The sequence below is a fragment of the Parapedobacter deserti genome (genome assembly GCF_042646065.1).
GTDB lineage: Bacteria > Bacteroidota > Bacteroidia > Sphingobacteriales > Sphingobacteriaceae > Parapedobacter > Parapedobacter deserti.
In genome coordinates this window covers 533,347-558,615 of record NZ_JBHRTA010000038.1, presented here as the reverse complement: position 1 = coordinate 558,615, position 25,269 = coordinate 533,347, and the positions used below count along the sequence as shown (strand labels likewise).

Here is a 25,269-nt window from a genome sequence, read left to right as displayed (position 1 = left end):
TGCGAATGAACATCAAGCAAATCCTTCTCTTGCTGTCCATACTGTTCGCACTCACGGCTGTACTGGTTGTGTCGTCGGCCCTGCCTTGGCTGGTGATGCTGATCCTACCGATTGCCGGATTGACGATCCTCGTTTTCGGTGCTTTCAGTATCCGATGGAATTTTTTCCTGAAAGCCATTCACTGTGGAGACACAACCCGCCGGCAAATTGCCCTGACTTTCGACGACGGCCCCCATCCCGATCATACCCCCCGGGTATTGGCCCAGCTGCGGGAATATGGTATCCGCGCTACATTTTTCTGTATCGGCCAACACGTGGAGCAGCATCCCGAACTAATGCAGCGGATACACGACGAAGGGCACCTTGTTGGCAACCATTCATTCACCCACGCTTCCACCATTGACTTTCATGGCAAAGCAAAATGGCTAGCCGAAATCCGGCAGACAGACGAAGCCATCGAACATGCCATCGGCAAACGGCCGCAGTTTTTCCGCCCGCCATATGGCGTCACTACCCCGCACCTGGCAAAAGCAGTCAGAGAAAGCGGCCACCACGTTATCGGATGGCGGGTACGCCCCTATGACACCGTGGCCCGACCGTCCCAGCGCATCACCAAAAAAATTCTGAAAAAGACCAGGTCGGGTGACATCATCCTCCTGCATGACACCCATGACCGAATAATCCCCGTTTTGGAACAATTGTTGCCTGAACTCAAGAAATTGGATTTTTCCTTGGTTACTGTGGAAAAGCTCATCCAACAACAAGCATATGCGAAACCGTAGCATCTTGGTCATTGTTCTGTTTGTTTGCTGCATAACGGCAAATGCCCAGCGCAAAGCACTCACGCCGGCAGAAGCCGCCCGGTTTAAAGAAAGGGTCACCGCCAGTATCCGGGATATCCGCACCCTGGAGAGTGATTTTACCCAAACCAAGGTGCTCAGCTACTTGGAAAGCGCGGTTAGGTCGTCCGGTAAGCTGTTTGTCAGGGCTCCCGATCAAATCCGCTGGGAATACCTTACCCCCACCCCATCGGCGCAAGTTTTCGATCTGACAACCGCCAAACGCCCCAAAAGCGCCGCAGGACTATTGTCTGCTGCTATTGCCGATGGCAACATTTTTAATGAAGAGCGCTTTGCCACCGCTTATTATCGTGAGGGACCGGATTACGTAGCTGTCCAGACACCTAAGAACCGCGGCCTTTCCAGGCACATCAAGGAAGTGGAGCTGACCGTCGACGGAGACACATGGTTGATAAAAAGCATCAAGATCGTTGATCCTGCCAGGGACCATACCCTGATCACATTTGCAAACCAGCGGAAGAATATACCGCTGCCTGCTGATAAGTTCAATCGTAAATAGCACGGCTTATGTCCCGCAGATTTTTTACTTTTGTCTGTTATGTCGCTTCTGCAAAATTTCTATTCAATTGCATCATACCATGCCAACGGCCCAAAAATATCGGCGTCCATCTCCATTAATAAAGCGCACCCGGTATTCCAAGGCCACTTTCCGAACCATCCGGTCACGCCGGGGGTGTGCATGATGCAAATCATCAAGGAATTGGCGGAAAAATGGGCACACTGCACGTTGATGCTAAAAAAGGCTAAGAATGTGAAATTTATGGCGATCATCAACCCGGAAAACCATCCAAACATTCAGGTCGAACTGGATGTTGAAGAGGAAGCGGGGCTACTTTCCGTCAGAAGCACCACCTCGTTTGACGAAACAGTAGCACTGAAATTTAGCGGCGTCTTCCAAAAAGTATAAATTTATTGACAAAAAATGTACAGGTATCTTGCTCTTCTCGTTATCCTAAGCAACTGGTTCTCTTTAAGCGCGCAGGACCTGAATGACATCCGGCTGTCATACCGGGACGCAACGAAATCACAAGCGCAGGCTCAGGCGTTTTATGAGCCGCTGCAAAATGTATCAAAATCCGACAAGCCGGTATTAGTTGCGTATAAAGGGGCGGGACTTATGCTGTTGGCACGGTATGAAAAACTCACGGAACGCGGGCCGAAAGTCAAGGAAGCAATACCGTGGATTGAACAGGCCGTGGCTGATGAGCCGCACAATCCCGAAATCAGGCTGATACGCCTCAGCGTGCAGGAGCACCTCCCCAAATTTCTGAAATACAACCAAGACATCGAAGCGGACCGGCAATTTATACAGCAGGCACTACCATCATTGGAAGATGAGGGGCTCAAAGCAATGATCAAAGGTTATTTCGACGAGTTTTCAGAAAAATGACGCATCAACTTAAATGACCACCAATAAGGTATTAACGTCTATCAACGCTTGTGTAATCGTTCCCACCTTCAACAACGCAAAAACCCTCCGACGCGTGTTGGATGGCCTTTACCGGTATACATCACACATCATTGTGGTCAATGACGGTTCGACGGATGCCACACCTGATATACTGGCGCGGTATCCTGATCTGACCACCGTTCACCTGCCCCGCAACCGCGGCAAGGGCAATGCCCTGCGCATCGGCTTCCGGAAAGCAACGGCACAGGGGTTCGACTATGCGGTCACCATTGACTCGGACGGCCAGCACTTCCCCGATGACATTCCCGCGTTCGCCCGTGAAATCGAAGAAAAGGGATCGGCGTTGCTTATTGGCGACCGCAATATGGATCAGGAAGGGATCCCCGGAAAAAGCAGCTTCGGCAACCGGTTTTCCAACTTTTGGTTCCGGTTCGAGACAGGAATCAGCCTTTCAGACACCCAGTCCGGTTTCCGGCTTTATCCACTTAAAGAAATTCAGGGCATCCGGTTTTATACCCGGAAGTTCGAATTCGAAGTGGAAGTGATCGTCAAGGCTGCCTGGCGCGGCATCCCGGTGCGCAATGTGCCCATAGGAGTGCTGTATGATCCGGAAGAACGAGTATCACACTTCCGGCCATTTCGCGACTTCACACGCATCAGTATCCTCAACACCTGGCTGGTGCTGGTTGCGCTGTTGTACATACGCCCACGCAACTACTTGCGAACATTCAGGGAAAAAGGGCTCAGACGTTTTTTCCTGGAAGACCTACTGCACAGCAAAGACTCCCCCGCAAAAAAATCGCTGTCCGTAGCGCTCGGCGTATTGGTCGGGCTCTCCCCGTTCTGGGGATTCCAGACCCTGATCGTATTGTCGCTTGCCTGGGCGCTCAGCCTGAACAAAGTCATCGCTTTTGCCTTTACCAATGTGAGCATCCCGCCACTCATTCCATTTATAATTTACGCGTGTCTGGAAATCGGCTCGTTCGTATTGGGGCAACCAAAGGCGACCGTTGCGTTCAACTGGCAGGAAATAGAAACGTATCGCCCGTATATCCAGCAACACCTCACCGAGTATATAACGGGAAGCGTTGTCTTGGGCTTTTTTGCGGCGGCCCTGGCGGGAATCTTATCGTATCTCGTGCTGAATATCCGGACAAACCGGGATGCCGAGAAATTGACGTAGGCCCGGGTTATCAAAAAGACTTCGTTGGAGCAAATTCCAAATATCTCGCTAACTTTACACCCTTAGAAATTTTGCTTTGGCATCCTTTTTTTACGCTATATTCCGCTTGCTGAAAGAACACCGAAAGGCATTCTTTTTTGCCATACCCTTGGTATTCGCCCTGTTGGTCTATTGGGCAAGCCGTATCCGCTTTGAAGAGGACATTACCAAACTGATTCCGGCGAGCGAGGGTGCCGAACAGGTAAACCGCGTCCTGCAGACCGTTACGTTTGCCGATAAGATCGTCATCAACATCACAGCGTCGCGCGAGGGCGACATAGCATCATTGCAAGCCTATGCCGACGCCTTGGCAACCGCCATGGAAACTGCGGCCGGAACGGATATCCGGCGCCTCCAGGTACGGGTGGAGGACGACCAGTTGCTGGAACTTGTGGATTTGGTAAACCGCAATTTGCCACTTTTTCTGGACCGTGATGATTACCGGCACATCGACTCTCTCCTGCATCCCGACTCGATAGCGGTAAAGGTGCGGGATACTTACCGTGCCATCACCTCGCCCCAGAATCTCGTCTCGGCCCAGTTGCTTCGGCAAGATCCGTTGGGCCTGACGTACCTGGGCCTGCGGAAATTCATGCGGCTGCAATCCGGCGATCAATTTACCTTAACAGATGGATACCTCATCGCCCGTGGAAACAAGAACCTCATTGCGTTCATTACACCGTCGGCCGATATCGGCGAAACCGCTGACAACGCGCGGCTCATCGCGTCGCTCGACCAGGCTATCCAAGAACTGAACACCCGTTTCAGCGGCAGGGCCACGGCCGAGTATTTCGGTGCCGCGGCCATGGCTGTAGCCAACGCCAGGCAGATCAAACGCGATATCCAAATTACCCTGTCTATTGCGCTCGTGGCCTTGATTGCCTTGTTCATCTATTTTTACCGCCGTGCTGCCATACCGTTGATCATCTTGCTCCCAGCAGCCTTTGGAAGTCTGCTGGGCATGGCCGTATTGTATTGGCTCAAAGGAACGATCTCGGCAATATCCATTGGTATCGGTTCGGTGTTGCTGGGTCTTACTTTGGACTACTCACTGCACATTCTGAGCCACTACCGAGGCACTGGTGACGTAAAACGGCTGTTTGAAAGCACCACAAAGCCCTTGCTGATGTGCGCGGTTTTTACTGCGGTTGACTTCCTATGCCTGTTGTTTCTGCGATCGGATGTGCTCAAGGATCTGGGTATTTTCGCAGCGACCAGCGTTTTGGGTGCCGCGGTATTTGCCCTGATATTTATTCCGCAGGTCTATACACCTCGTCGGAAGGTATCCATACGCCAGAACACATTTGTCGACGCAATAGCCCGGTATGATTTCAGCCGAAACAACTGGCTGCTGGCTGCAGGTGCGGTACTGATCGTCATCAGCCTCTTTACGTTTCGGCGGGTCACCTTCAATGACGACCTTGCCGCCCTGAATTATCAGCCGGAGCAACTCCGGCAAGCCGAGCAGCGGCTGGACACCCTGATCAACTATGCCGCTAAATCCATCTACCTGGTTTCGTATGGCCACTCCTACGACGAAGCAGCAGACCGTAACGCAGCGTTATACCGGCAACTGGAGGAACGGCAAGCGCGGGGGGATATCTACAGCTTCCAGTCCGCAGGAGCCATTGCGCTATCCACTGCTCGGCAGCAGGACAAAATCAGGCGGTGGAACCAATTTTGGTCGGAAGACAAAAAAGGGCAGCTGAGGCACCTTCTGCTTGCAGAAGGCCGGCGGACCGGCTTTAAGGAGAGCGCATTCCAACCGTTTTTTGAAACCTTGTCAACACCATTTTCCGAACTGGACACGGCGGACCAACACATACTCCGTGAATCGTTTCTAGAGGAATTCCTGGCATCGCGCGACAGCCTTACCACCATGACCACCGTGGTAAAAACAAAAAGCGACCATGCGGCGCAGCTGATTGAATCGCTTGCCGACGAACAGGGCATATTAGCGATAGACAGAAAGCACTTGCAGGAGCGGCTGCTCAGCAACCTAGAAGCCGACTTCAATACCCTTTTCTTTATTGCCTCCATTGCTGTTTTTGTAGTGTTGTTCTTGTTTTTTGGCAGCCTGGAGCTTACGCTAATCACCAATATCCCCATTTTCCTCGGGTGGCTGGTCACGCTGGGCATGATGGGGGCATTCGGCATCCAGTTCAATGCGTTCAACATTATTATTACCACACTGATTTTTGGTTTGGGGGTTGATTATTCCATCTTCGTGACCAAGGGATTGATCGAACAGTACACCTACGGCAGCCGGGATATGTCTGCCTATAAAGCCGGCGTGATCATGTCCGCACTGGCCACGGTTATCTGTTTCGGTATCCTTGCCTTTGCCAAGCACCCGGCCATCCGGTCGATATCCATTATTCCGCTGATCGGCCTGCTGGTCGTGGTATTGATGTCCTTTTCCGTACAGCCGTGGCTTTTCCGCACGTTTATCAGCCGCCCACAGGAGCGGGGCAATACACCATGGCGCGTCACCAACCTCATTTTCACCGGTTTTACATTCGGCTATTTTTTTCTCGGCGGGTTGGCAATTAGCCTATTAGGCCAACTGTTCATTCCCATCCTGCCGCTAAGCAAAAAGAAAAAATTCGCCGCCTTCCACCGGTTATTGCAGTTTTTTTTCCATAACCTGATGTACCGTACCCCCGGTGTCCGCATGAATATTACCGGGCAAAAACCCGACAACTACGACCCGCCCGCGATCGTCATCGCCAACCACACGTCCATCCTGGACACCCCTACGATGGGCCTATTGCACCCCATGCAGATTTTTATGATGAACGACCGGCAGTTGCGATCCCCGTTCTTTGGCCGTGCCATGCGGATGGTGGGGGCCTACCCGGCCAGCGAAAACCATCCGGAAAGCCTTGATCGGCTGCGCAAGAAAGTCGACCAAGGTTATTCGCTCATCATATTCCCCGAGGGCACACGATCAATGACCTCCAATATCCAGCGCTTCCATAAGGGAGCCTTCTACCTCGCCGAGCAACTCAAAATGGATATCCTTCCGGTGCTGATCCATGGCAATGCGCACGCCCTGCCCAAAAACGACAACATGCTTAAACCGGGTCCGATAACCATGAAGTTTCTGCCGCGGATCAAACACGACGATCCTGCGTTTGGCATCGGTTATGCTTTGCGCTCCAAGCAGATCGCCGCTTACTTTCGGGCGGAATTTAGGAAACTGCGTGAGGAGGAGGAGCCTGCGGACTATTTTAGGCGAAAATTGTATCTCAACTACAGCTACAAACCGAGGCACATCCAACGCGAGGTAAAGGGGACGTTCAAGGCCAACAAGGACACGTACCACCGCTTATTGCGGCTGCTCCCCAATAAGGGGCGCTTCCTCCACTTGGGGTGTGGATACGGCGTACTGAGCTTCCTACTGGTCTACGACAGCGCAGAACGTGATGTCACCGCTTGGGATGCCAACGAGGAAAAAATTCGTGCCGCGCAACATACGTATACAGCCCACCGCTATCCGATTGGTTTTGTCACCGATAGGCCCCAAACTGTAGGATACGACGTGATCGTAATTTCAGGGGATGCCCTACCGGATTGGAAAGATCAGACGGCCACCGCCCGGTGGGTGGTCCTCGAACAGGTGGGGGAAGCCGACGCTTCTGAATTCCTGGCGGCTTCAGGGTTTGTTTCGGTATTCAAGGAAAACGGCTCGTTGGTCTTCAAGAAAGCGGGTGACCGCGTGCATCTTGACATTGCGACGGCAAACCCGTATCTTTAGCGTTAATGAAAAACGTCATCTCGTCAGCACAGATGCGCGATGCCGATCGGCACACCATCGACACAGCGCCCATTGCTTCAGTGGATCTCATGGAGCGGGCATCATTGGCCTTTGTCGGCGCGTTCATGCAACTGTATCCCGACAGGCACGTGAGCGTCCTGGTCTGCTGCGGCACGGGAAACAACGGCGGAGACGGGCTAGCCATCGCCCGCTTATTACAAGGGCACGGCTATGACGCCGTCACCGTGTGGATTGCCCGTTTTACGGAGCGCGAAACCGATGATTTCGCCACTAATCTCACACGCCTGCACAACACACCGGTCACCGTGGCCGAATTCTTACCGGCCGACGAACTGCCGGAGATCCGTCAATCCGTGGTTATCGATGCCCTGCTTGGTTCAGGATTGAACAAGCCTTTAACAGGAGACTGGCTTCGGCTGGTGGAGCACATCAACCAGGCTTCCAAACAGGTGGTTGCAGTCGACATTCCCACCGGCCTTCGCGCCAATGGCATCATTCCTGCAACGGAACCCACGATCTTCGCGCATGAAGTGATTACCTTCCAGCGACCGAAACTGAGTTTTTTCTTTCCCGAATCAGCACAAACAATGGATCGCTTCCAGGTCGTCGACATCGGCCTCGACGAAGCCTTCATCGAAGGTGCCCCCGCTGACTTCAAATTAGTAGAGCCGGAGGACATCCGGCTGGCATACCGGAAACGCAAACCATTCAGCCATAAAGGCACCTATGGCCATGCTTTGATCATCGCTGGCGACACATCAACAATGGGTGCCGCAATATTATGTTGCGGAGCAAGTCTGTTTAGCGGTGCAGGCCTTACTACTGCCTGCATCCCCCAGGAAGGGCTGTTGGCACTGAATACGCGCCATCCTGAGGTGATGTACTGCGCCATGGCTGACCTTCCAGACTTGTGGGACAGGTTCGACGCGATAGGCATCGGGCCGGGTCTTGGCAGACGCGTTGCCTTATTCGAAAAATGTTTGGCATATGAACCGAAGCCCATGGTAATTGACGCCGACGCGCTTACCGCCCTCGCCCATGAGCAATCGTTATTGGACAAGCTGCCAGCACGAAGCATACTCACACCGCACATGAAGGAATTTGATCGCCTGTTTGGCGACCATGGCACATGGTGGGACCGTGTGCGGACGGCGAGGGAGCAGGCCAACGCACGCGGGCTGGTCATCGTCTTAAAGAACCGATATACCTTCATTGCCATACCCGACGGCAGGGTACTGATCAACCTGACGGGCAATCCGGCAATGGCGACTGGCGGCATGGGCGACGTACTTACCGGCATGTTGGTTGCGTTCCTCGCGCAGGGCTACACCCCGGAAGAGGCGGCCATGCTGGCCTGCTACCTGCATGGTGCCGCAGGAGACCGGCTGGTCGCCGACGTAGGTATGGCCGTGGTGCCAGCGACACAGGTGATTGAACACCTGCCGGCGATCAATGGGATGTTATGACGATTTCATTATGAAGTTACTTTTGAAATGTGTAATATTGAACGTTTAGTGTACAGCGACTAGCTAGCTCAAGTAAGGCAAACCAATTACTAAACAACGGATGATTAGTTTTCACGCTGAGGGGTGGAGGTAATCTTTAATCGTGTAATAAAAACCTAGTTGAAGATTTGAGGAAGCATTATGCCAGTCAAGACGCCATTCGATGAACCCAGTTTACTCGTTTCATTACAAAAAGGGGATGTCAATGCCTTTGAACGCTTGTATTTTTTTTACAGCAGAAGACTTTGGGGCAACATACTGAAGATGGTAAAGTCTACCGATACTACCGAGGAAATCTTACAGGAACTTTTTCAGCGTGTATGGGAGAAACGTGAATCCATTGACGTTACGAAATCTTTCAAATCGTACTTGTTTACCATTGCCAAGCATTTGGTTTACGATTTTTTTCATGTGCAAAGCAAACAACGCCATTTAGAACATTATTTGATCGAGAGTTCGACAGCTAATTACCAGCACGTCGATGAGGAAATGGCTTTTAAAGAAACGCAAGCGATTATCACCAATGGTATTCATCAGCTTCCACCGCAACGGCGCTTGGTGTATCTACTATGCAAGATCGAGGGGAAAAGTTATGAAGATGTGAGCCGTATCCTTGGTATTTCTGTTGCCACAATCAGTGACCACATCGTAAAAGCAAACAAATCGCTGAAGGCTCATTACCTTTCCGAGCAGGCGCTTGGATTGATCTTTGCCCTGCATTTCCTTTAATACACAGAAGAATAATACAGCTTAATCATCCGTTCATTCAAAAAAATTTGTCGGATGAGCAGAGGAACGCCGCCTGTTTTCTGTATTAATTAATAAAGACAGAAAATGGGTAATCTGCAGGACATATACCAGCTGTTCGAAAAGTACCTCAACAACTCCTGTTCACCGGAGGAAGCGGCTCGTTTAGTCCGTATCATACGGTCCGGCAAACGCAGAACCGATATTGAACGTGTCATTGAAAAACACCTCGAAAACGGTGTAGACTCAGCTGCCGATGAGGTTGTCCTGTCGCGCATTTTTGCTAAGCTAGACCTTGGTGAAGGAGAGAAGAAAAAAGGCAAAACGGCGTTCGGTTACGCGGCAGTGATTGCAGCCGCCGCCATTCTCATAGCCGCAACAACCGGTCTATACGTCTACCTAAATTCTTTGAAAACGGATGTTATGCCGGAAAGTGCAAACATCACCAATGACGCCGCTCCAGGTGGCAATCGTGCTACACTGATGCTCGAAGGGGGCGAAAGTATTGCATTAAGCAGCGATCAGCCAGGCATCGTAATTACAGACAAGGATATTTCCTATAGCGACGGTACCAAACTGCTCACATCCCGGTGCGTCGCGCATAAACTGGTCACACCGAAAGGCGGCCAGTATCAAATCACCCTGCATGACGGGACAAAAGTCTGGCTCAATGCACTCAGCACGCTGACTTACCCCAAGCAATTTGCTACTAACGAGCGCGTGGTGGAACTGGAAGGTGAAGCCTATTTCGAGGTCAGCACCTGGCTGGAGGGCGACCGGCGCGTCCCCTTTCGCGTGAAAACGAAAGCGCTTGTTGCAGAAGTTCTTGGCACCCAACTGAACATCAACGCCTACGAAGACGAAAGCACCACCACCACTACATTGTTGGAGGGTGCCGTCCGCGTCATCACCCCGCAGTCCTCGGCATCGCTGAAACCCGGACAGCAATGTAAAGCCGGGGCCAATGGCCTCACTGTTACCGAGGTCGATGTTGAAACCGTTGTCGATTGGAAAAACGGTGACTTTATCTTCGCCGATGAAAACCTGAAAAGCATCATGCGCAAAGTATCCCGGTGGTATGATGTAGCGATTGTTTACGAGAGCAAGCTACCGGATGAACGTTATAATGGCCAGATTTCCCGTCACAAAAACCTTTCAGAAGTATTACGTATATTGGAGTTGTCCGGGGGACTGGCCTCCAAAATAGGAAACGACACCGTGTTTCTTTCTTCGAAACACGAAAAAGCGGGACAGTTAACCAATTATTAAATAAAAACACACAATTATGGAAAACCACGGCTACACCTGATTAACAAACGGAAGATAAGAAGACCGGGAATGCCCGCCAGCATCCCCGGTAATCATTGGGAAATTCTCAATCCAATTCTTGCTGATATTAAATTAATTATTCACCCAAAGCTCACAAAGATATGCATTTTAATCTTTGCGGAAATGGATGCGTCCGCATCACATCTCCATCACACACCTTAATGTTTATTCTCCGCATGAAGCTTGTCATCTTCGTTGTCATCTCCGCTTGTATGCAAGTTTCCGCAGCGGCGCTTGCTCAACCGGTTACGCTCGCTGTACAGCGCGCACCTCTGCAGCGGGTACTCCTGGAAATCCGCAAACAGAGCGAAATTGATTTCATTTTTAAAACCAACCAGCTTAAGAAGGCTCACCCGGTGACCATCAACGTAAAAGACAGGCCATTGAAAGAAGTACTGGAGATGATCTTCGCAAACCAGCCCATCGACTATCTAATAGATAACAAAACCATCGTCATACTCGATAAGGAAAATAGGGCGCCAAAACGAACTGTAGTGCACGAGAGGCCGCTTATTCAGCAGCAGACCGTAACAGGCTATGTTGAAACAGTAGACAACGAGCGCTTAGGCGGCGTGAGCATCGTCGAGAAGGGAACAAGCAATGCCACGTTTACGAACGATAATGGTCAGTTTTCGTTAACGGTAAGCCGTTCGCCGGCCGTACTTGTCCTGACTTACATCGGATATGTAAGCCAAGAAGTGACGGCGCATGCCAATAGCCCCGTAATGGTGACGATGCAAGAGGACATGGCGAATTTGGACGAGGTTGTAGTGGTAGGCTACGGCACAATCGAAAAAAAGGATTTGACGACTGCAGTTACGACCATGCGCCCCAAGGACCTTATCCAGGGTACTGTTTCACCTTTAATGGCTATACAAGGCAAGGTGCCGGGGCTTACCATTGCTTCCACCAACGGCACCGATCCGAATGCAGGCATCAGCGTGCAACTGCGGGGCATTAACTCCATCAACGCTTCGCAAGGACCATTGATCGTCATCGATGGCGTACCGGGCGGGAGCTTGAGCACCGTGGTACGGGAAGACATCGAATCTATTAACGTGCTACGCGACGCCTCTGCGGCCGCCATTTACGGAACTCGGGCATCGGGTGGTGTAATATTAATCACCACCAAACGTGCACGTGCCGGATCGGCAAACGTCACCTACACTACAGAAGGCTTTATGGAGACGGTGCGCCGACGACCGGAAGTGCTTTCAGCGGAGGAATTCGTGGCTAATGGACGCGGGGAAGATCTTGGCCATCGTACCGATTGGTATGATGAGGTGACCAATGACAACCCGTTCAGCCATAGGCATGTGGTTAATTTGAATGGCGGCACGGAAAACGCACAGATATATGCGACCGTCAACTACCGCGATGCTACCGGTATCGCTATCGGCTCAAGCCGCAAGGAGTATGGCGGACGGATAAACAGTTCCTTCAAGTTATTGAATGGGTTGGCCGAAATCAACAGCAACATCAGCTACAACCACAGTAATGCCAATTTCTTTCAGTTAAATACGGATCGAAACGACAACGCAATATTCAATATGGCGCTAGTATTGAACCCTACCGAAACACCATACGATGCAACAAATCCTACGGGTTACAACGTTTGGACGGGAGGCTATGAGTACTGGAATCCGGTGGCTGAGACAATGCTGATTAAAAACCAAAATGAATATCGGGATCTCCTGGCAAATTCAACCCTGAAAGTAAATATCACCGACGATTTGAACACCTCGGTAATGGTGGGTATAAATAACCGTTCTGACCATCCGGTATTTCACCGATCAAGCCAGCATCGGATTTCAAGATTGAATGGCATCGATGGCTACGCCCGCCAAGAATATCGCCGATGGAACGACCGCACATTTGAGTGGACGGCCAATTATAGCAAACTCATTGCTAACCACAGTATCAATGCGGTAATAGGCTATAGTTATCAAGATTTCAACGGACGCGGCTTCAATGCCAGCAATTCCCACTTCCCGGTGGACGGACTGCAAGAGCACAGTTTAGGTACTGGCACATTCCTTCCCGAGGGACGCGCGGGTATGGGCTCCTGGAGAAGTCCGTCGGTTAAACTTGCAGCATTTTTCGGCCGAGTTAACTATTCGTTCATGGATCGCTACCTATTGACAGCATCGGTGAGGCAGGAAGGTTCGTCAAAATTTGCGAAAGAAAACCGTTGGGGCACTTTTCCTGGCATATCAGTTGGGTGGCGGGTGTCTGAAGAAACATTCCTTAAAGGCAGCACCATCCTCAGTGACCTGAAACTTCGCGGAGGGTACGGAGAGACAGGAAATGAAGGGTTTGACTCCCACGTCGCCTTCCGGATGTACAGCCCAGATACCTGGTGGCTCACCGGCGGAGACTGGATACGGACGTTTGGAGTACGACATAACCAAAATGCAAACATCAAGTGGGAAGTCAAAAAAGAACTTAACGTGGGCTTCGATTTTGGATTGTTCAACAACCGGCTGACCGGACGTTTTGATTATTACAATCGGAAGGTAGACGACATGATTTACAGCATTAGCGTGTCGCAACCTCCGGCCATCCATGACCAGACCACCATGAATGTCGGCAATATGGAAAACCGGGGATTTGAAGGCGATTTTACAGGCATTATTGTAACCAATGAAAACTGGGAATACACCTCCACGCTCGCTTACTCACATAACAAAAGCGTTTTGACCTCCTTATGGGGCAGCACCACATTCCAGGACAGAAAAGGCTTTCCAGCTCCCGGATCGCCAGGAAACGCGGTAAGGCTATACCCCGGCGAGGAAATCGGCCGCTTTTTTCTCTGGCGACACGCCGGATTTACAGATGAAGGCAATTGGATGTTATACGACGCGGATGGAAATGCTTTTGATGTAACCGAACGGACAAAAGCTATTGCCGACAAATCGTTTGTGGGCAACGCGATACCAAGACTCATCCTATCATGGAACCATTCCCTCCGTTATAAGCAATTCGATGCAGGCCTTTACTTGCGGAGTTGGCTGGGTTATGATGTGTTCAACATGATCAATATGTATTACAGTGTACCAAACGTGGCCGGGCAGAATGTACTGCGCAAAGCCTATGAGGATCACAAGAACATCATTGGAGAAAAAGAACTTAGCGACTACTGGTTGGAACGGGGTAATTTCGTCAAAGTGGATGCACTCAGCATTGGCTATACTTTACCACAGCGTCTTATTCGTCCATTGCAGAACCTCAGGATCTATGCTGCGGGCCGTGATTTATTTGTCTTTACAAAATACTCCGGTCTTGATCCGGAAGTCAACATCAATGGCCTTGAGCCTGGCTTCGAAGAGCGCGATGCTTATCCGAAAACGAGAACGTTTATGCTGGGACTACAGGTCAATTTCTAACAATAGGCGTGAAATAATACATAAAGGATAATATCATGAAAAGTACACTAAATAACCTGCTATGTCTCATCGCGGTTCTAAGCTTCTCGAGCTGCTTGAAATTAGAGCAGGAATGGTTCGACCAGGTGGTGCCCGAGACATTTTTCAAAAGCGAAAAAGACGTAAAAGCTGCGCTATACCGGCCGTTTACGCACGCGCGTTGGTACATGGGCGAAGACCGTTGGAATCTGCAAGAGTATCCCGCAGACCAGTTCGCCATCTCAACAAAAGGACGCCATTGGTACAATGGGGGTGAAAATGAGCGGTTTCATTATCATCGATGGACACAGGACGACGGTTGGATATGGGGTACGTGGCGCGGCACACTCATGGGAGTTGCACTGGCTCTGGATACCAAGCAGGACCTCGAAAGGGTAGACTATGAATCGCTTGCTCTGACGCAGGCTGACAAAGATGACCACCTGAGCCAGCTCAATGCACTGATCGCTTTCTTTTACATGCGTGGCCTCGACTACTTTGGCGGGATGCCGATTTTCGAATCCCTTGACCAAGAGGCCTTGCCACGGAACACCGATCAAGAAACGTTTGATCATATTGAGCGTCTATTGATAGAGGCCATCGAAAAACTTCCGTCGAAAGTTGCAGGTGAAAAGGAAGAAGGGGCCATGAAAAAGGCTGCTGCCGCTGCACTATTGGCTCGCCTGTACTTCAATGCGGAAGCCTATACGGGCCAAAACCGATTTGCAGAAGCCGAGGAACTATGCCGTGACATCATAGATCAAAAGTATGGTGTATATAGTCTCGATGCGACATGGTACGGTCCGCATTCGTTTACAAACGATTCGTCACCAGAAATCATTTGGTCCATACCGTCCGAATTCAACTACCTGCAATACGATTGGTTTTTCAACTTTTTTTACCACTATAATACGGTAAAATATTTCGACATCGACGGTGGTCCCTGGAACGGCGCTCACCTCACTCCGTCTTTGAAGCCGGACGGATCACCTTACAGCACAGATTTTAAGCTCGGTTCGCCTTTTGAAAAATTCGACGACGGTGACCTACGAAAAAAACCGTACGTATATCATGGAAACGGCAGGTACGAAGGGATGTTCCTAGTGGGAAACCACACAACACCGGCGGGCGAACAGATAGTCGGTGGCGAGGAATACAATGGTCAGCCATTGGTTTTCGTCGACCAAGTAGCGCGGTTCAGCGAGGTAGGCCCGGGAAAGCGCTACAGCTCAATAAACGACTTACCATCCAAAATGTCTGAGGGGGAAGAAAATACCGGAGTGAGATTGGTGAAAGTACCGATCCCCAATAACGCAGATCAAAGCTTACGTTGGGGTGCGGACAATCCGGTTATCCGGCTGGCGGAAATATACTATATGCTGGCGGAGTGCAGACTCAGGGCGGGAGATCCTGAAGAGGCGGCCCACTTGATCAACCAGGTGAGGGTGCGCAATTTCGAAGGGACAGATCCTAACCCAGCGACGGCAGCCAACTTAGATGAATACCGTATGCTAGATGAATGGGGTATCGAGTTTTTAGGCGAGGGACGCAGAAGAACCGATCTCATAAGGTGGAATAAGTTTACCACGGAAAGGTGGTGGGACCATGAACCAACATCAGACCATCTCAAACGATTCCCGATTCCGACGCAGGCGATATCCGGCAATAACAACCTTCATCAAAATCCGGGCTATAATTAGGCACGGAACATATCAATCGAAGTGCTCAGATCCCCGTCGAAATGGCGGGGATTTTTATCATCCGTCCTGAAAAATAGATGCCGATCGTTATTGACCATCTACACGCAGTTGCAGCCCATGCTCTGTTGACAGGAATACAGTGATAAACTGCCCATTCACTCCGCGGGACAATATGTAACAATAGCCTATGCGGATAATCCCAGGTTTTCTGGACACCCATTTTGGTAAGATCGCGAGGCCAAGACACTGACCGTTAGTCCGCAGATCCGGCCGTTAGCGTGATGGTTTGAACGTTAGAGATCTCGCCGAATGAAACAGAAACGCTCTGCTCATAAACGGCCAGCCCAGCTGTTTTATCAGCTTCTATCCGCAGTGTATACGACCCTTCCGGCAATCCGCGGATCAGGAAAAATCCATCCGGATTGGGAAAGGCGCTTGCCGTATCCGCTCCATTGATTGCGTAGATGATCGGGTTCGCCTCCATCGGCGCCACAAAACCTTTTATCTGGCCGTCGGTCAGCCTGGTGAATACCCGGATCAACGGCTTTAATTTATAAGACCCATTGCCTGTCTGCACTATCGAGCGGGCGGCATCAAAATCCGTCCACATCTCATACGAGCCATTAGGTGCTAATTCTTCATGTACGTTTAACTTCAACCCGCTCTGCTGACCGGAGGGCACATCCAACGGGTATTCCGTACCGTCTACCACGATGCCATTGGCACCACCCAGTATCAAGCGCACCTGCGAAAGTCTTCCAGCTGGAAGTTCCGCCCGGGCCAAAAGTGTATCTGCACCGTTGCGAAACTTCAGTAAATCATAGGTTCCTGGAACTACAGGGTCCACTGATATCCAGCCCGACCCATCGACATGAAACTGTATGCCTTGCACATCCAGGTACACCGCATCGAAAGCTCCGGGAGCGTCGGTCAACCGCAGATCGAGTTTCGCGGTACCGGCCGAGTGTGAATCACGCTTACTACATGCTGCGGAAAACAGCACAGCACACCCTATTGCCAGCAAGGGCAAAACAAATCGCATGCTTTTCATCGCTCATTAATTATGTCGTTATACAATAGGTCTTTCTTTCGTTGGAAGTTTTTCTTCCGTTGGCCCGGCGCATGGTCACGCGCCGACTTCTTTCCCGTGATTTTTTTGGCCTGACCGGGCGGCACCTTACCGCTTTTTCCTGCCGTGCGGTGCACTGTGCATGAACTCATCCACAATACCGTAGCGGCAAATAATAATGTCACTAAGTATCTCATACATTCCTCCTCATCTTAGGCTATCGCCTTCAAAAACCTGCCCAAAAACTAAATCTATTAATTTACAGCCAATTAGAAAAAGTCAGCCGTCCACTTTATTATACATGGAAATAGGCTTCCACGGCCCGTGCCTGTTTATCTGATAGTATCGTGCGAAGCTGTTCGGGCGTAGCTTCCTGGATCTTTTTTACCGACTTAAACTGTTTCAGCAGCTTCTCGGCAGTCGTCTTACCGATACCTGGAATATTTTCCAGTTCAGTCCGGAATGTTTTCAGGCTCCGCTGCTTGCGGTGAAACGTAATGCCGAAACGGTGTGCTTCGTCGCGCAACTGCTGGATCACTTTCAGCGTTTCGGACTTCTTATCCAGGTACATCGGGTATTGGTCTCCGGGATAATAGATTTCCTCCAGTCGTTTGGCAATGCCGATAATGGTGACCTGCTTATCAATGCCAAGCAATTTGAGGCTCTTCAATGAAGCGGAAAGCTGGCCTTTGCCCCCATCGATAACAATCAGTTGCGGTAATGTTTGCCCCTCATCCAGCAGCCGCCGGTATCGCCGGTGCACGGCCTCTTCCATGGTCGCAAAGTCGTTTGGGCCCTCGACGGTTTTCACATTGAAATGGCGGTAGTCCTTTTTCGATGGCTTCGCATCCCGGAATACCACTACCGCAGACACTGGGTACTTACCCTGGAAGTTGGAATTGTCAAAGCACTCGATATGTCTCGGCAGGACGTTCAACCGGAGATCCTTTTGCATCTGCGACAGAATGCGCTCGGTCTTGAGTTCCGGATTCAGCTTTTCATACTGGTTAAGTCGTTCCTTTTTAAAGTATAGCGCATTTTTCAGCGAAAGGTCGAGAAGGTTTTTCTTTTCGCCTTGCTTCGGCACGGTGAACTTCAGGTTTTCCGTTTCGATACCGATGGCGAAGGGGACGATGATTTCGCGGGATGTGCTTTGAAAGCGATTGCGGATCTCGGGGATAGCTAAAGTTAACAATTCGGCATCAGTTTCATCGAGCCGTTTTTTGAGTTCCACAGTTTGCGTCTGGATAATCACGCCATTCATCACCTTCAAATAGTTGACAAATGCGTGGCCCTGGTCAGAAGCAACGCTGAACACGTCTACGTTCGTAATGGATGAGCTAACTACCGTCGATTTGCTCTGATACCGGGCCAGGAGATCAAGTTTGCTTTTCAGCATGTGCGCGTACTCGAAATTTAGTTCCGCCGCCGCCTTGTCCAGTTGGTCCGTTAGCCGACGGATGACCACACCGATCTTGCCGTTCAGGATATCGCGGATGTCGTTCAGGTTCTGCTCGTAGTCTTCCTCATTCTGATAGCCCTCACATGGCCCTTTACAATTGCCGATCTGGTATTCGAGGCATACCTTGAATTTGCCTTTGCTGATATTTTCCGGTGTGAGCGCGAGGTTGCAGGTACGCAGGGGAAACAGCTCTCGGATCGTATCCATAATGGCGTGCATCATACCTACGGAAGCATACGGGCCGAAATATTTGGACCCGTCTTTAATATACCGCCTTGTGGGGAAAACCCGTGGGAAACGTTCATTTTTGATGACAATCCAGGGGTAGGTTTTATCATCCTTGAGCATCACGTTGTAACGTGGCTGATGCTTTTTGATGAGGCTGTTTTCCAGCAGCCACGCATCGATTTCCGTATCGACGATGGTGAAGGTGATGCGATTGATTTTACGCACCAGTACGCGCGTCTTGCCGTTGAGCAGATTGGTTTTTACAAAATACGAGCTAACCCGATTTCTGAGATCTTTGGCCTTGCCGATATACATCAGCTCGCCATTGGCATCCCAATACTGGTATACACCCGGCCGGTGCGGTATCTCTTCAATCGCTTTGCGGTAGTCGAAATTAGCCATGTTTACTAAAACCCAAGCCGGTCGTCCAGACGCGGTTCCTCATCCGGCATAAGCTCCCGGTATTTATTGCAGTCCAGTTCGCGGGTGAGCCCGCCTTCAGGCAAAGGAAAGTCGCCCTTGGAGTACCCGAGTGAAGCATCAGCGTACACCTTCTGCATATAAAGCGCAAACACGGGCAACGCTGCCTGAGCACCCTGCCCTTCGGCCATGGAAGAAAAGCTGATACCCCGGTCTTCGGCACCCGTCCATACACCGCTAACCAGCTCTGGCGTAATACCGATGAACCAAGCATCCGCGTTGTCATTGGTCGTTCCGGTTTTACCGCCCATCGGGTTGGTAAAGCTGTACCTGAACCTTAACCTTCGTCCGGACCCTTCATCCACGACACTCTTAAGCATATCCACCATGATGTATGCGCTCTCACTGTTCAATACTTTCGTCACGCGCGGTGTCCGCTCATAGATGGTCATCCCGTTCTTGTCTTCGACACGCAGGATGTAAATAGGCTCCATCAATACCCCATGGTTGACGAAGGCCGAATAGGCCCCTACCATGTCGTACAGCGAGGCTTCGTAGGCACCCAATGCGATGGAGGGGTACTCCGGCACTTCGGAGGTTACCCCCATCCGCTTGGTGAGCGTAGCCACCGACCTGGCCCCCACTTCGTTGATCATGTACGCCGTAGCGTAGTTTTGCGAATGGGCCAGCGCCCTGCGCAGGGTGATCGGGCTTCCGACAGATTCGCCACGCGGCGTCCAGGCATACGGACCGCTACCCACGGTCAGCGGCACGTTGGGCACCTGAAAACACGGAGAAAAGCCATTATCGATAGCCACGGCATAGGTAAACGGCTTGGCCGTTGATCCCACCTGCCGCGTACCCATTTTCACCTGGTCATACTTATAATGCTCGAAATTGATGCCGCCTACCCAAGCGCGCACGTAGCCGGTATGCGGCTCCATCGACATCAACGCATTCCGGAGGATCAGTTTATTGTAGCGGATGGAATCCATTGGCGTCATCGTCGTATCCTTGTTGCCCTCCCATGTAAAAATGGTCATCGGTGTGGGGGTATCGAAATCTTTTTTGATCTCTTCATCCGTTTTGCCTGCCTGCTTCAGTACCCGGTAGCGGTCAGACCGCCTCATGCCAGTTTCGAGCAACTTTGCTTTATCCCCGGCAAACGGATCGCGCTTCCTCCATTGCCTGTCGAAACTGGCTTGTACAGTTTTCATCCATTCCCGCTGCGCCTCTTCGGCATAAAGCTGCATTTTTGAGTTGATAGTTGTATAAATTTTCAGGCCATCCCGGTCCAGGTCCCACGGTGTTCCATCAGCCTGGGTAATGGATAGTTCGTTGAACTCGCGTTGGATATCCCTTTTCATCACGGCGCGGAAGTAGGGTGCAAGCCCTTCACCGTAATTCGATATACGCATATCCAGCACCAGCGGCTCCTTCTGCAAGCGCCGCGACTCTTCCCTGGTGATAAAACCCATACTGCGCATGTTGTCGATCACGACATTACGGCGCCTGATCGCATTTTGCGGATACCGAACCGGCGAATAAATGCCCGGACCCTTCAACATTCCGACCAAAATGGCGGCTTGCTGGATATTCAGCTTGTCTGGTGTGGTGTTGAAATAGGTACGTGCCGCCGATTTGATGCCATAGGTGTTATAGGCGCCGAAATCCACGGTATTGAAGTACATGGTAATGATCTCCTCCTTGGTGTAGTTGCGCTCCAGACGCACGGCGGTGACCCACTCCTGGAATTTCTGAATGATACGCTTGCCGGTGCTCCGTGCGCGCCCCTCGGAAAATAGATTGAGCGCGAGCTGCTGGGTGATGGTACTGGCACCCTGCCGCTTCCCGATGAGGTTATAAAAAATAATGGTGAAGGTACGGCGGTAGTCGATACCCGAATGCCTGTAGAAACGCTTGTCTTCTGTGGCAATGAGCGCCTGGACAAGGTGGGGTGACAGTTCGTCATACCGCACATTGGAGCGGTTCTGTACGAAGTATGTACCTAACACAACGCTGTCGGCCGAGATTACCTCAGAAGCAAGATTGCTTTTCGGGTTTTCCAGGTCGCGGAAAGTCGGCAACTTGCCGAAAAAACCGATTCCTACGCTAAAAATAAACAAGAACCCTAATAAAATGGCGCCGATCAGTATGGTCCAGAAATTACGAGTATACCGGCTGACGTCTTCTTTGGTTAACGCGTTTTTTTTCGTTGTCTGTTTCTTCATTATCGTCTAGTACTGCGTACTCACTTATTCACTTACTCGTTTCCTCCCAATAAATCGTATAGTAATCGTCGATCTTGTCAAAATCAGATAGCGTGCCAAAATAGCGATCAGTAATTACAAACGTATTGTAGATGTCGCCCGGGATTTTCATGATATCGGGCAGTAAGGGGAGAATCTGCGTTTCGTACAGCTTTGCGTTGTCATACGAATCGAAGGGCCCTATGTAGATCAGCTGGTTTTCATCGTTTACCGCCTTCAGTTGGTGGCTGATTCCGCCCCCCGTATACCGGGTACGGTTGAATTGACCGATGCCGAACCTTGAGGGAGCGAGGTTGACGCGTTCGTTCATCACATTTATCACGAAATAGTAAGTTGCCGAGTCGGGCAGCAATTCCAGGTTTCGGTAGACGTTGGGCCCGACTTCACCCACCTCGGCCGTCTTTGCCAACTGTTGCCTCGCCAAGCCCTGTACCGTGCCGAGGCCAGCGTTTCCCCGCACAGCGGTCTGTCCTGCTGCAGATACTGCCAGTTGACGGCGTGGCACCGGCCGATCCGGTCCGCTATGGATGACCAATTGCGGCCACAACGTCATGGTCGGCTCATCTACAAATCGCGCCCGGTTGCCATCGACTCCGTACAGTGCAACCATCCGGTTAGCCAAGGTATCCCTATTGGCTTCGATGAATGCCAGGTGCTGACCGGCCAGCGGCGTGATGAGGCTGTCGTCCGGAAAGTCGGCCACCAGTTGTTTCAGTGCGTGCTCAAATGTATCCAGTCCGGAGGTCCGGCCCCACGCCAGTGCCCTTAGGTAGGCCAATTGGCTCATTGTCTGCTGCCTCCCGTCCTGTTGGCTCAGCAAGCGTGTCACCTCGTCGACCACTTGGCTATACTGTTGCTGCGTATATTGCGTATATACCTTTTCGTACGCCTCGTCCAGCGCCTGCTTTTGCTGTTCAAGTTTGGCCAAATATTGAGGATCTCGGATGATCCGGCTGTAAAGTGTCTCCGGAAATTCTGCCAATAGCTTCTCGCGGTAATAGGCGGCCCGCACCTCATCGGTTTGGGCATAAAGCCTATATAGGTTATAGTACAGCAATGCGCGATCGTCCGTATCGGGGTAGCGTCTCAGCAGTTCCTCGTAGGTATTTGCCGCTTCTTCGTCGTCACGCAATTCATCGCGGTATGTATTTCCGATACGCAGCAGGGCATCGTGTATGCGTTGATGTGAAGCGGCTAATTTCTCCGCGGTATTGGGCAGGGCATCCAGGTACGATTCCCGTAGCTTGAAAGCCCATGCAGCACTATCCAGCGCAGCGGTGTCTGCAGCAGCTGCCGTCTCCGTACCGATAGCGCTCGGCGGTTCAACAGCCGCCGTTCCATCTATCATATCGCTGAACCGCCAATTGTCGCGCAGCGGACGGCTGCCCCACCGTCGCCTGAATTCGGCCTGTCCCATGGCCATGGCATCGGCGTTATTGAAGTAGAAGCGATTGTCGGTATATGTCACCGTCCCCCCCACCATGTCATCAAACGGCGAACGCGGCGATGTTTGCCCCGATTTCTTCCTGTCCACTTTCGCCCTGCTGTCGTGTTGGAGCTTAGCGCAGTCGCGGGCGATGATGCTGTCGATTTCCGTCTGTCGCTGAACTTCGTTGAGCCCCGACAGGTATTGCAGGCTGTCCTCGCGGGCGACGGTCTGCAATTCGGCTATCAGATCGTCCAGGTTAGCGATTTTGCGCTGCACAGCCCCTGCATCCGGAAAATCAGCCGGAAGAGACATACCTACGCTGTCGTAATAATGCTTGCTGGTCTGGTAGTCGCCCTGCCCGAAATAATGATCAGCCAGCTTCAGGTAACTCATTGCGGTCTGATACCGGTTGTTGCTTTGCTGCCGCAGCGCCAGCTCGTAATGGGCGAGGGCTTGGGGTACGTTGCCATCTGCGTAATATATTTCAGCTATCCGGTAGTGAATCTGATCCCTGAACGCTGTGTTTTTGCCGTCCCGCAGCATGCGTTTCAGTAATCTTACACGGTCTGCGCCGGAAGGATTTTCTGCCGTCGCCAAATATACCCTGTTCAAATCAGCATAAAACGACATCTCGTAGGCGACATTACTCTTCACCACACGGGAAAAGTGCCGATACGCCTCTTCATCCCGCCCATGCATTTGCAGCAACTGGCCCAGCAAATAATGCCAACGCAATTTTGTTGGCTTATGCGAGGTATGTTCAAGGGCCTGCTGGAGCATGGTAATCGCAGATTCTTCATCGTGTGTAAGCAGGTAGTGCTTGGCCTGGGCAGCAAAAATCAATCCCACGGATTTGTCTTCTGACTCCAGTCCCATAAACACGGTATCCAGCACCATCCCCGCTTCCGTAAGGTTACCCAATTGCATCAGCGACCGTGCTTTCCAAGCCAGAGCGGCCTGCCGGTATTCTGGCATGTCGGCGAATGCGTTCGCTACATAGGTGAAGAACTCTGTGGCGTTATAATAATTCCCTTTCAGATAATTGGCTTTCCCCGTAAGCAGATATGCTTCATTAATATACTTGCTTTTGGACTTTGTATTGATAATGTTCAATGCTTTGCCGATGACCGAATCCATCAACGCGGTGTTGGCCGAAGCTGTCGCTTCAGTTGGCTCGATAAAGACAGGCAGCAATTGCTGGTAATTATTTTGATGCAGGGCGAAATTTTCCCGTTCGACGTCTCCGATGATTTTTCGGCCGTGGTACACAATATTGTACCTCGCTGTTAGATTTTCCATCATATCATACTCAGACCGACCTTGTTCCTTGTTTACGGAACAAGCAATAACCACACAGTGCAATATAACTAACGCACTGACGCGGATAAGAGAAAAGGAATAAGGGTTATTTTTCAATGCCGCTGTTTCTTAGCCGATCTACCATACAAAATGAATATCTTTGCTGGGAATGCATGTGCAAAAATAATCAATTTATTTTGATACACCGCATGGGAAAGGATAAGCATTGGCCAAACGGAAAAACAAGCTCAGCAAAGCCCTCGATGCGCGCTACAAGGTAGTGGTCCTCCGTGAGGAAACTTTTGAAGAAAAAGCCGCCTTTACCGGCAGGTTGTGGTATTGGATTACCGGTGCGGTATCAGCAGCAGTGATACTCGTTATATTTACCATCATGCTGATCCGGTCAACCCCGCTCCGTGAATATGTAGGCGGGACGTCATTGAGCGGCTACGAACGCGGACGATTGATTGAAGCCTATGCCCGCATCGACTCCCTGGACCACATGGCACAGGCGAACGAAATCTATCTAAACAACATCCGGGCGGTAATCAGCGGAGAAGCCGGTGAGACAATGGAGCAAGTAAGCAGACAACCTATTGGCGATCAAGATAACGCAGTGATCGCAGACAGCGAATTCGGTGTCGGCGTTTCGGCCGATGAACTGGCATTGCGTGAGTTGGTAGAGTCCGGGGCACCCTACGACTTACCGGAAAACACGGGGAGTACCCGGACCGGGATTTCGTCTTACACCTTTTACAATCCCATCAAGGGCATCATCAGCTCCAGCTTCAACCCTCAGGAGCAACATTACGCGGTTGACATTGCGGTGAAACAGCATGAACCGGTGCGGGCTACGCTGAGCGGGCATGTGGTATTCGCCTCCTATACCCCTGAAACCGGCTATGTGGTGATCGTCCAACATGGCAATAACATACTGTCTCTGTATAAACATTGTGCCTCGATTATCAAAAAAGTTGGTAGTTTTGTACGCGGTGGCGAAGTTATCGCTTTTGCTGGTGATACGGGAGAGTTGAGCACAGGTCCACACCTTCATTTTGAATTGTGGCATAATGGCAATCCGGTAAATCCCACTGATTACATAGCTTTTTAACAAATACCGTAATTTACCTAAG

17 protein-coding genes are annotated in these 25,269 nt (G+C 51.0%); 12 read left to right on the top strand and 5 right to left on the bottom strand.

What is annotated here, in order from left to right:
* Positions 1-5 precede the first annotated feature (5 nt).
* The 11 genes from ACFOET_RS14925 to ACFOET_RS14875 all read left to right on the top strand — a co-directional run bounded on the left by ACFOET_RS14925 (position 6) and on the right by ACFOET_RS14875 (position 15,959).
* Positions 6-782: a polysaccharide deacetylase family protein gene (locus tag ACFOET_RS14925; RefSeq protein WP_379024058.1), complete on the top strand. Its 777-nt coding sequence runs from the start codon at positions 6-8 to the stop codon at positions 780-782.
* Positions 769-1,359 carry a LolA family protein gene (locus ACFOET_RS14920; RefSeq protein WP_379024056.1) on the top strand — a complete coding sequence of 197 codons (591 nt, stop codon included), beginning with the start codon at positions 769-771 and terminating at the stop codon, positions 1,357-1,359. Before ACFOET_RS14925 ends, ACFOET_RS14920 begins: the two co-directional genes overlap by 14 nt.
* Before the next feature lie 39 nt (positions 1,360-1,398).
* Positions 1,399-1,767: a hotdog family protein gene (locus ACFOET_RS14915; RefSeq protein ID WP_379024054.1), complete on the top strand. Its 369-nt coding sequence runs from the start codon at positions 1,399-1,401 to the stop codon at positions 1,765-1,767.
* A gap of 15 nt (positions 1,768-1,782) precedes the next feature.
* On the top strand, positions 1,783-2,250 hold the full coding sequence (locus ACFOET_RS14910; RefSeq protein WP_379024052.1) for a hypothetical protein: 468 nt from the start codon (positions 1,783-1,785) through the stop codon (positions 2,248-2,250).
* A gap of 13 nt (positions 2,251-2,263) precedes the next feature.
* Positions 2,264-3,454: a DUF2062 domain-containing protein gene (locus ACFOET_RS14905; protein ID WP_379024050.1), complete on the top strand. Its 1,191-nt coding sequence runs from the start codon at positions 2,264-2,266 to the stop codon at positions 3,452-3,454.
* Positions 3,455-3,530: 76 nt separating this feature from the next.
* Positions 3,531-7,253 carry a 1-acyl-sn-glycerol-3-phosphate acyltransferase gene (locus ACFOET_RS14900; protein WP_379024048.1) on the top strand — a complete coding sequence of 1,241 codons (3,723 nt, stop codon included), beginning with the start codon at positions 3,531-3,533 and terminating at the stop codon, positions 7,251-7,253.
* 5 nt (positions 7,254-7,258) lie between these two features.
* Entirely contained in the window at positions 7,259-8,740 is a 1,482-nt protein-coding gene (locus ACFOET_RS14895; RefSeq protein ID WP_379024046.1) for an NAD(P)H-hydrate dehydratase, read from the top strand.
* 180 nt (positions 8,741-8,920) lie between these two features.
* A complete protein-coding gene (locus tag ACFOET_RS14890; protein ID WP_379024044.1) occupies positions 8,921-9,508 on the top strand; it encodes an RNA polymerase sigma factor in 588 nt (195 codons plus the stop codon).
* Positions 9,509-9,613: 105 nt separating this feature from the next.
* Positions 9,614-10,795: a FecR family protein gene (locus ACFOET_RS14885; protein ID WP_379024042.1), complete on the top strand. Its 1,182-nt coding sequence runs from the start codon at positions 9,614-9,616 to the stop codon at positions 10,793-10,795.
* A 236-nt stretch (positions 10,796-11,031) separates the two neighbouring features.
* A complete protein-coding gene (locus tag ACFOET_RS14880; RefSeq protein ID WP_379024040.1) occupies positions 11,032-14,241 on the top strand; it encodes a SusC/RagA family TonB-linked outer membrane protein in 3,210 nt (1,069 codons plus the stop codon).
* 35 nt (positions 14,242-14,276) lie between these two features.
* Positions 14,277-15,959, top strand: a complete 1,683-nt coding sequence (locus ACFOET_RS14875; RefSeq protein ID WP_379024038.1) for a RagB/SusD family nutrient uptake outer membrane protein — start codon at positions 14,277-14,279, stop codon at positions 15,957-15,959.
* A gap of 253 nt (positions 15,960-16,212) precedes the next feature.
* Here ACFOET_RS14875 and ACFOET_RS14870 read toward each other — a convergent pair whose 3' ends face one another.
* From ACFOET_RS14870 to porW, 5 genes are all read right to left on the bottom strand, one after another.
* Positions 16,213-17,010, bottom strand: a complete 798-nt coding sequence (locus tag ACFOET_RS14870; protein WP_379024036.1) for a DUF4382 domain-containing protein — start codon at positions 17,008-17,010, stop codon at positions 16,213-16,215.
* Positions 17,007-17,225, bottom strand: a complete 219-nt coding sequence (locus ACFOET_RS14865) for a quinol oxidase subunit 4 (RefSeq protein ID WP_379024034.1) — start codon at positions 17,223-17,225, stop codon at positions 17,007-17,009. Before ACFOET_RS14865 ends, ACFOET_RS14870 begins: the two co-directional genes overlap by 4 nt.
* Positions 17,226-17,323: 98 nt before the next feature.
* Positions 17,324-19,120, bottom strand: a complete 1,797-nt coding sequence (gene uvrC, locus ACFOET_RS14860) for an excinuclease ABC subunit UvrC (RefSeq protein WP_379024032.1) — start codon at positions 19,118-19,120, stop codon at positions 17,324-17,326.
* A 5-nt stretch (positions 19,121-19,125) separates the two neighbouring features.
* On the bottom strand, positions 19,126-21,369 hold the full coding sequence (locus ACFOET_RS14855; protein ID WP_379024030.1) for a penicillin-binding protein 1A: 2,244 nt from the start codon (positions 21,367-21,369) through the stop codon (positions 19,126-19,128).
* Between the two features lie 28 nt (positions 21,370-21,397).
* Positions 21,398-24,190 (bottom strand): type IX secretion system periplasmic lipoprotein PorW/SprE, encoded by a 2,793-nt coding sequence (porW, locus tag ACFOET_RS14850; RefSeq protein WP_456320334.1) that lies wholly within the window; start codon positions 24,188-24,190, stop codon positions 21,398-21,400.
* A gap of 172 nt (positions 24,191-24,362) precedes the next feature.
* Here porW and ACFOET_RS14845 point away from each other — a divergent pair, with 172 nt between their 5' ends.
* Positions 24,363-25,247 carry a M23 family metallopeptidase gene (locus ACFOET_RS14845; protein WP_379024026.1) on the top strand — a complete coding sequence of 295 codons (885 nt, stop codon included), beginning with the start codon at positions 24,363-24,365 and terminating at the stop codon, positions 25,245-25,247.
* Positions 25,248-25,269: the final 22 nt, after the last annotated feature.

Coding starts and splice junctions, on each gene's coding strand:
- ACFOET_RS14925 (WP_379024058.1), top strand. CDS start 6: ATGAACATCAAGCAAATCCTTCTCTTGCTGTCCATACTGTTCGCACTC.
- ACFOET_RS14920 (WP_379024056.1), top strand. CDS start 769: ATGCGAAACCGTAGCATCTTGGTCATTGTTCTGTTTGTTTGCTGCATA.
- ACFOET_RS14915 (WP_379024054.1), top strand. CDS start 1,399: ATGTCGCTTCTGCAAAATTTCTATTCAATTGCATCATACCATGCCAAC.
- ACFOET_RS14910 (WP_379024052.1), top strand. CDS start 1,783: ATGTACAGGTATCTTGCTCTTCTCGTTATCCTAAGCAACTGGTTCTCT.
- ACFOET_RS14905 (WP_379024050.1), top strand. CDS start 2,264: ATGACCACCAATAAGGTATTAACGTCTATCAACGCTTGTGTAATCGTT.
- ACFOET_RS14895 (WP_379024046.1), top strand. CDS start 7,259: ATGAAAAACGTCATCTCGTCAGCACAGATGCGCGATGCCGATCGGCAC.
- ACFOET_RS14890 (WP_379024044.1), top strand. CDS start 8,921: ATGCCAGTCAAGACGCCATTCGATGAACCCAGTTTACTCGTTTCATTA.
- ACFOET_RS14885 (WP_379024042.1), top strand. CDS start 9,614: ATGGGTAATCTGCAGGACATATACCAGCTGTTCGAAAAGTACCTCAAC.
- ACFOET_RS14880 (WP_379024040.1), top strand. CDS start 11,032: ATGAAGCTTGTCATCTTCGTTGTCATCTCCGCTTGTATGCAAGTTTCC.
- ACFOET_RS14875 (WP_379024038.1), top strand. CDS start 14,277: ATGAAAAGTACACTAAATAACCTGCTATGTCTCATCGCGGTTCTAAGC.
- ACFOET_RS14870 (WP_379024036.1), bottom strand. CDS start 17,010: ATGAAAAGCATGCGATTTGTTTTGCCCTTGCTGGCAATAGGGTGTGCT.
- ACFOET_RS14865 (WP_379024034.1), bottom strand. CDS start 17,225: ATGAGATACTTAGTGACATTATTATTTGCCGCTACGGTATTGTGGATG.
- uvrC (WP_379024032.1), bottom strand. CDS start 19,120: ATGGCTAATTTCGACTACCGCAAAGCGATTGAAGAGATACCGCACCGG.
- ACFOET_RS14855 (WP_379024030.1), bottom strand. CDS start 21,369: ATGAAGAAACAGACAACGAAAAAAAACGCGTTAACCAAAGAAGACGTC.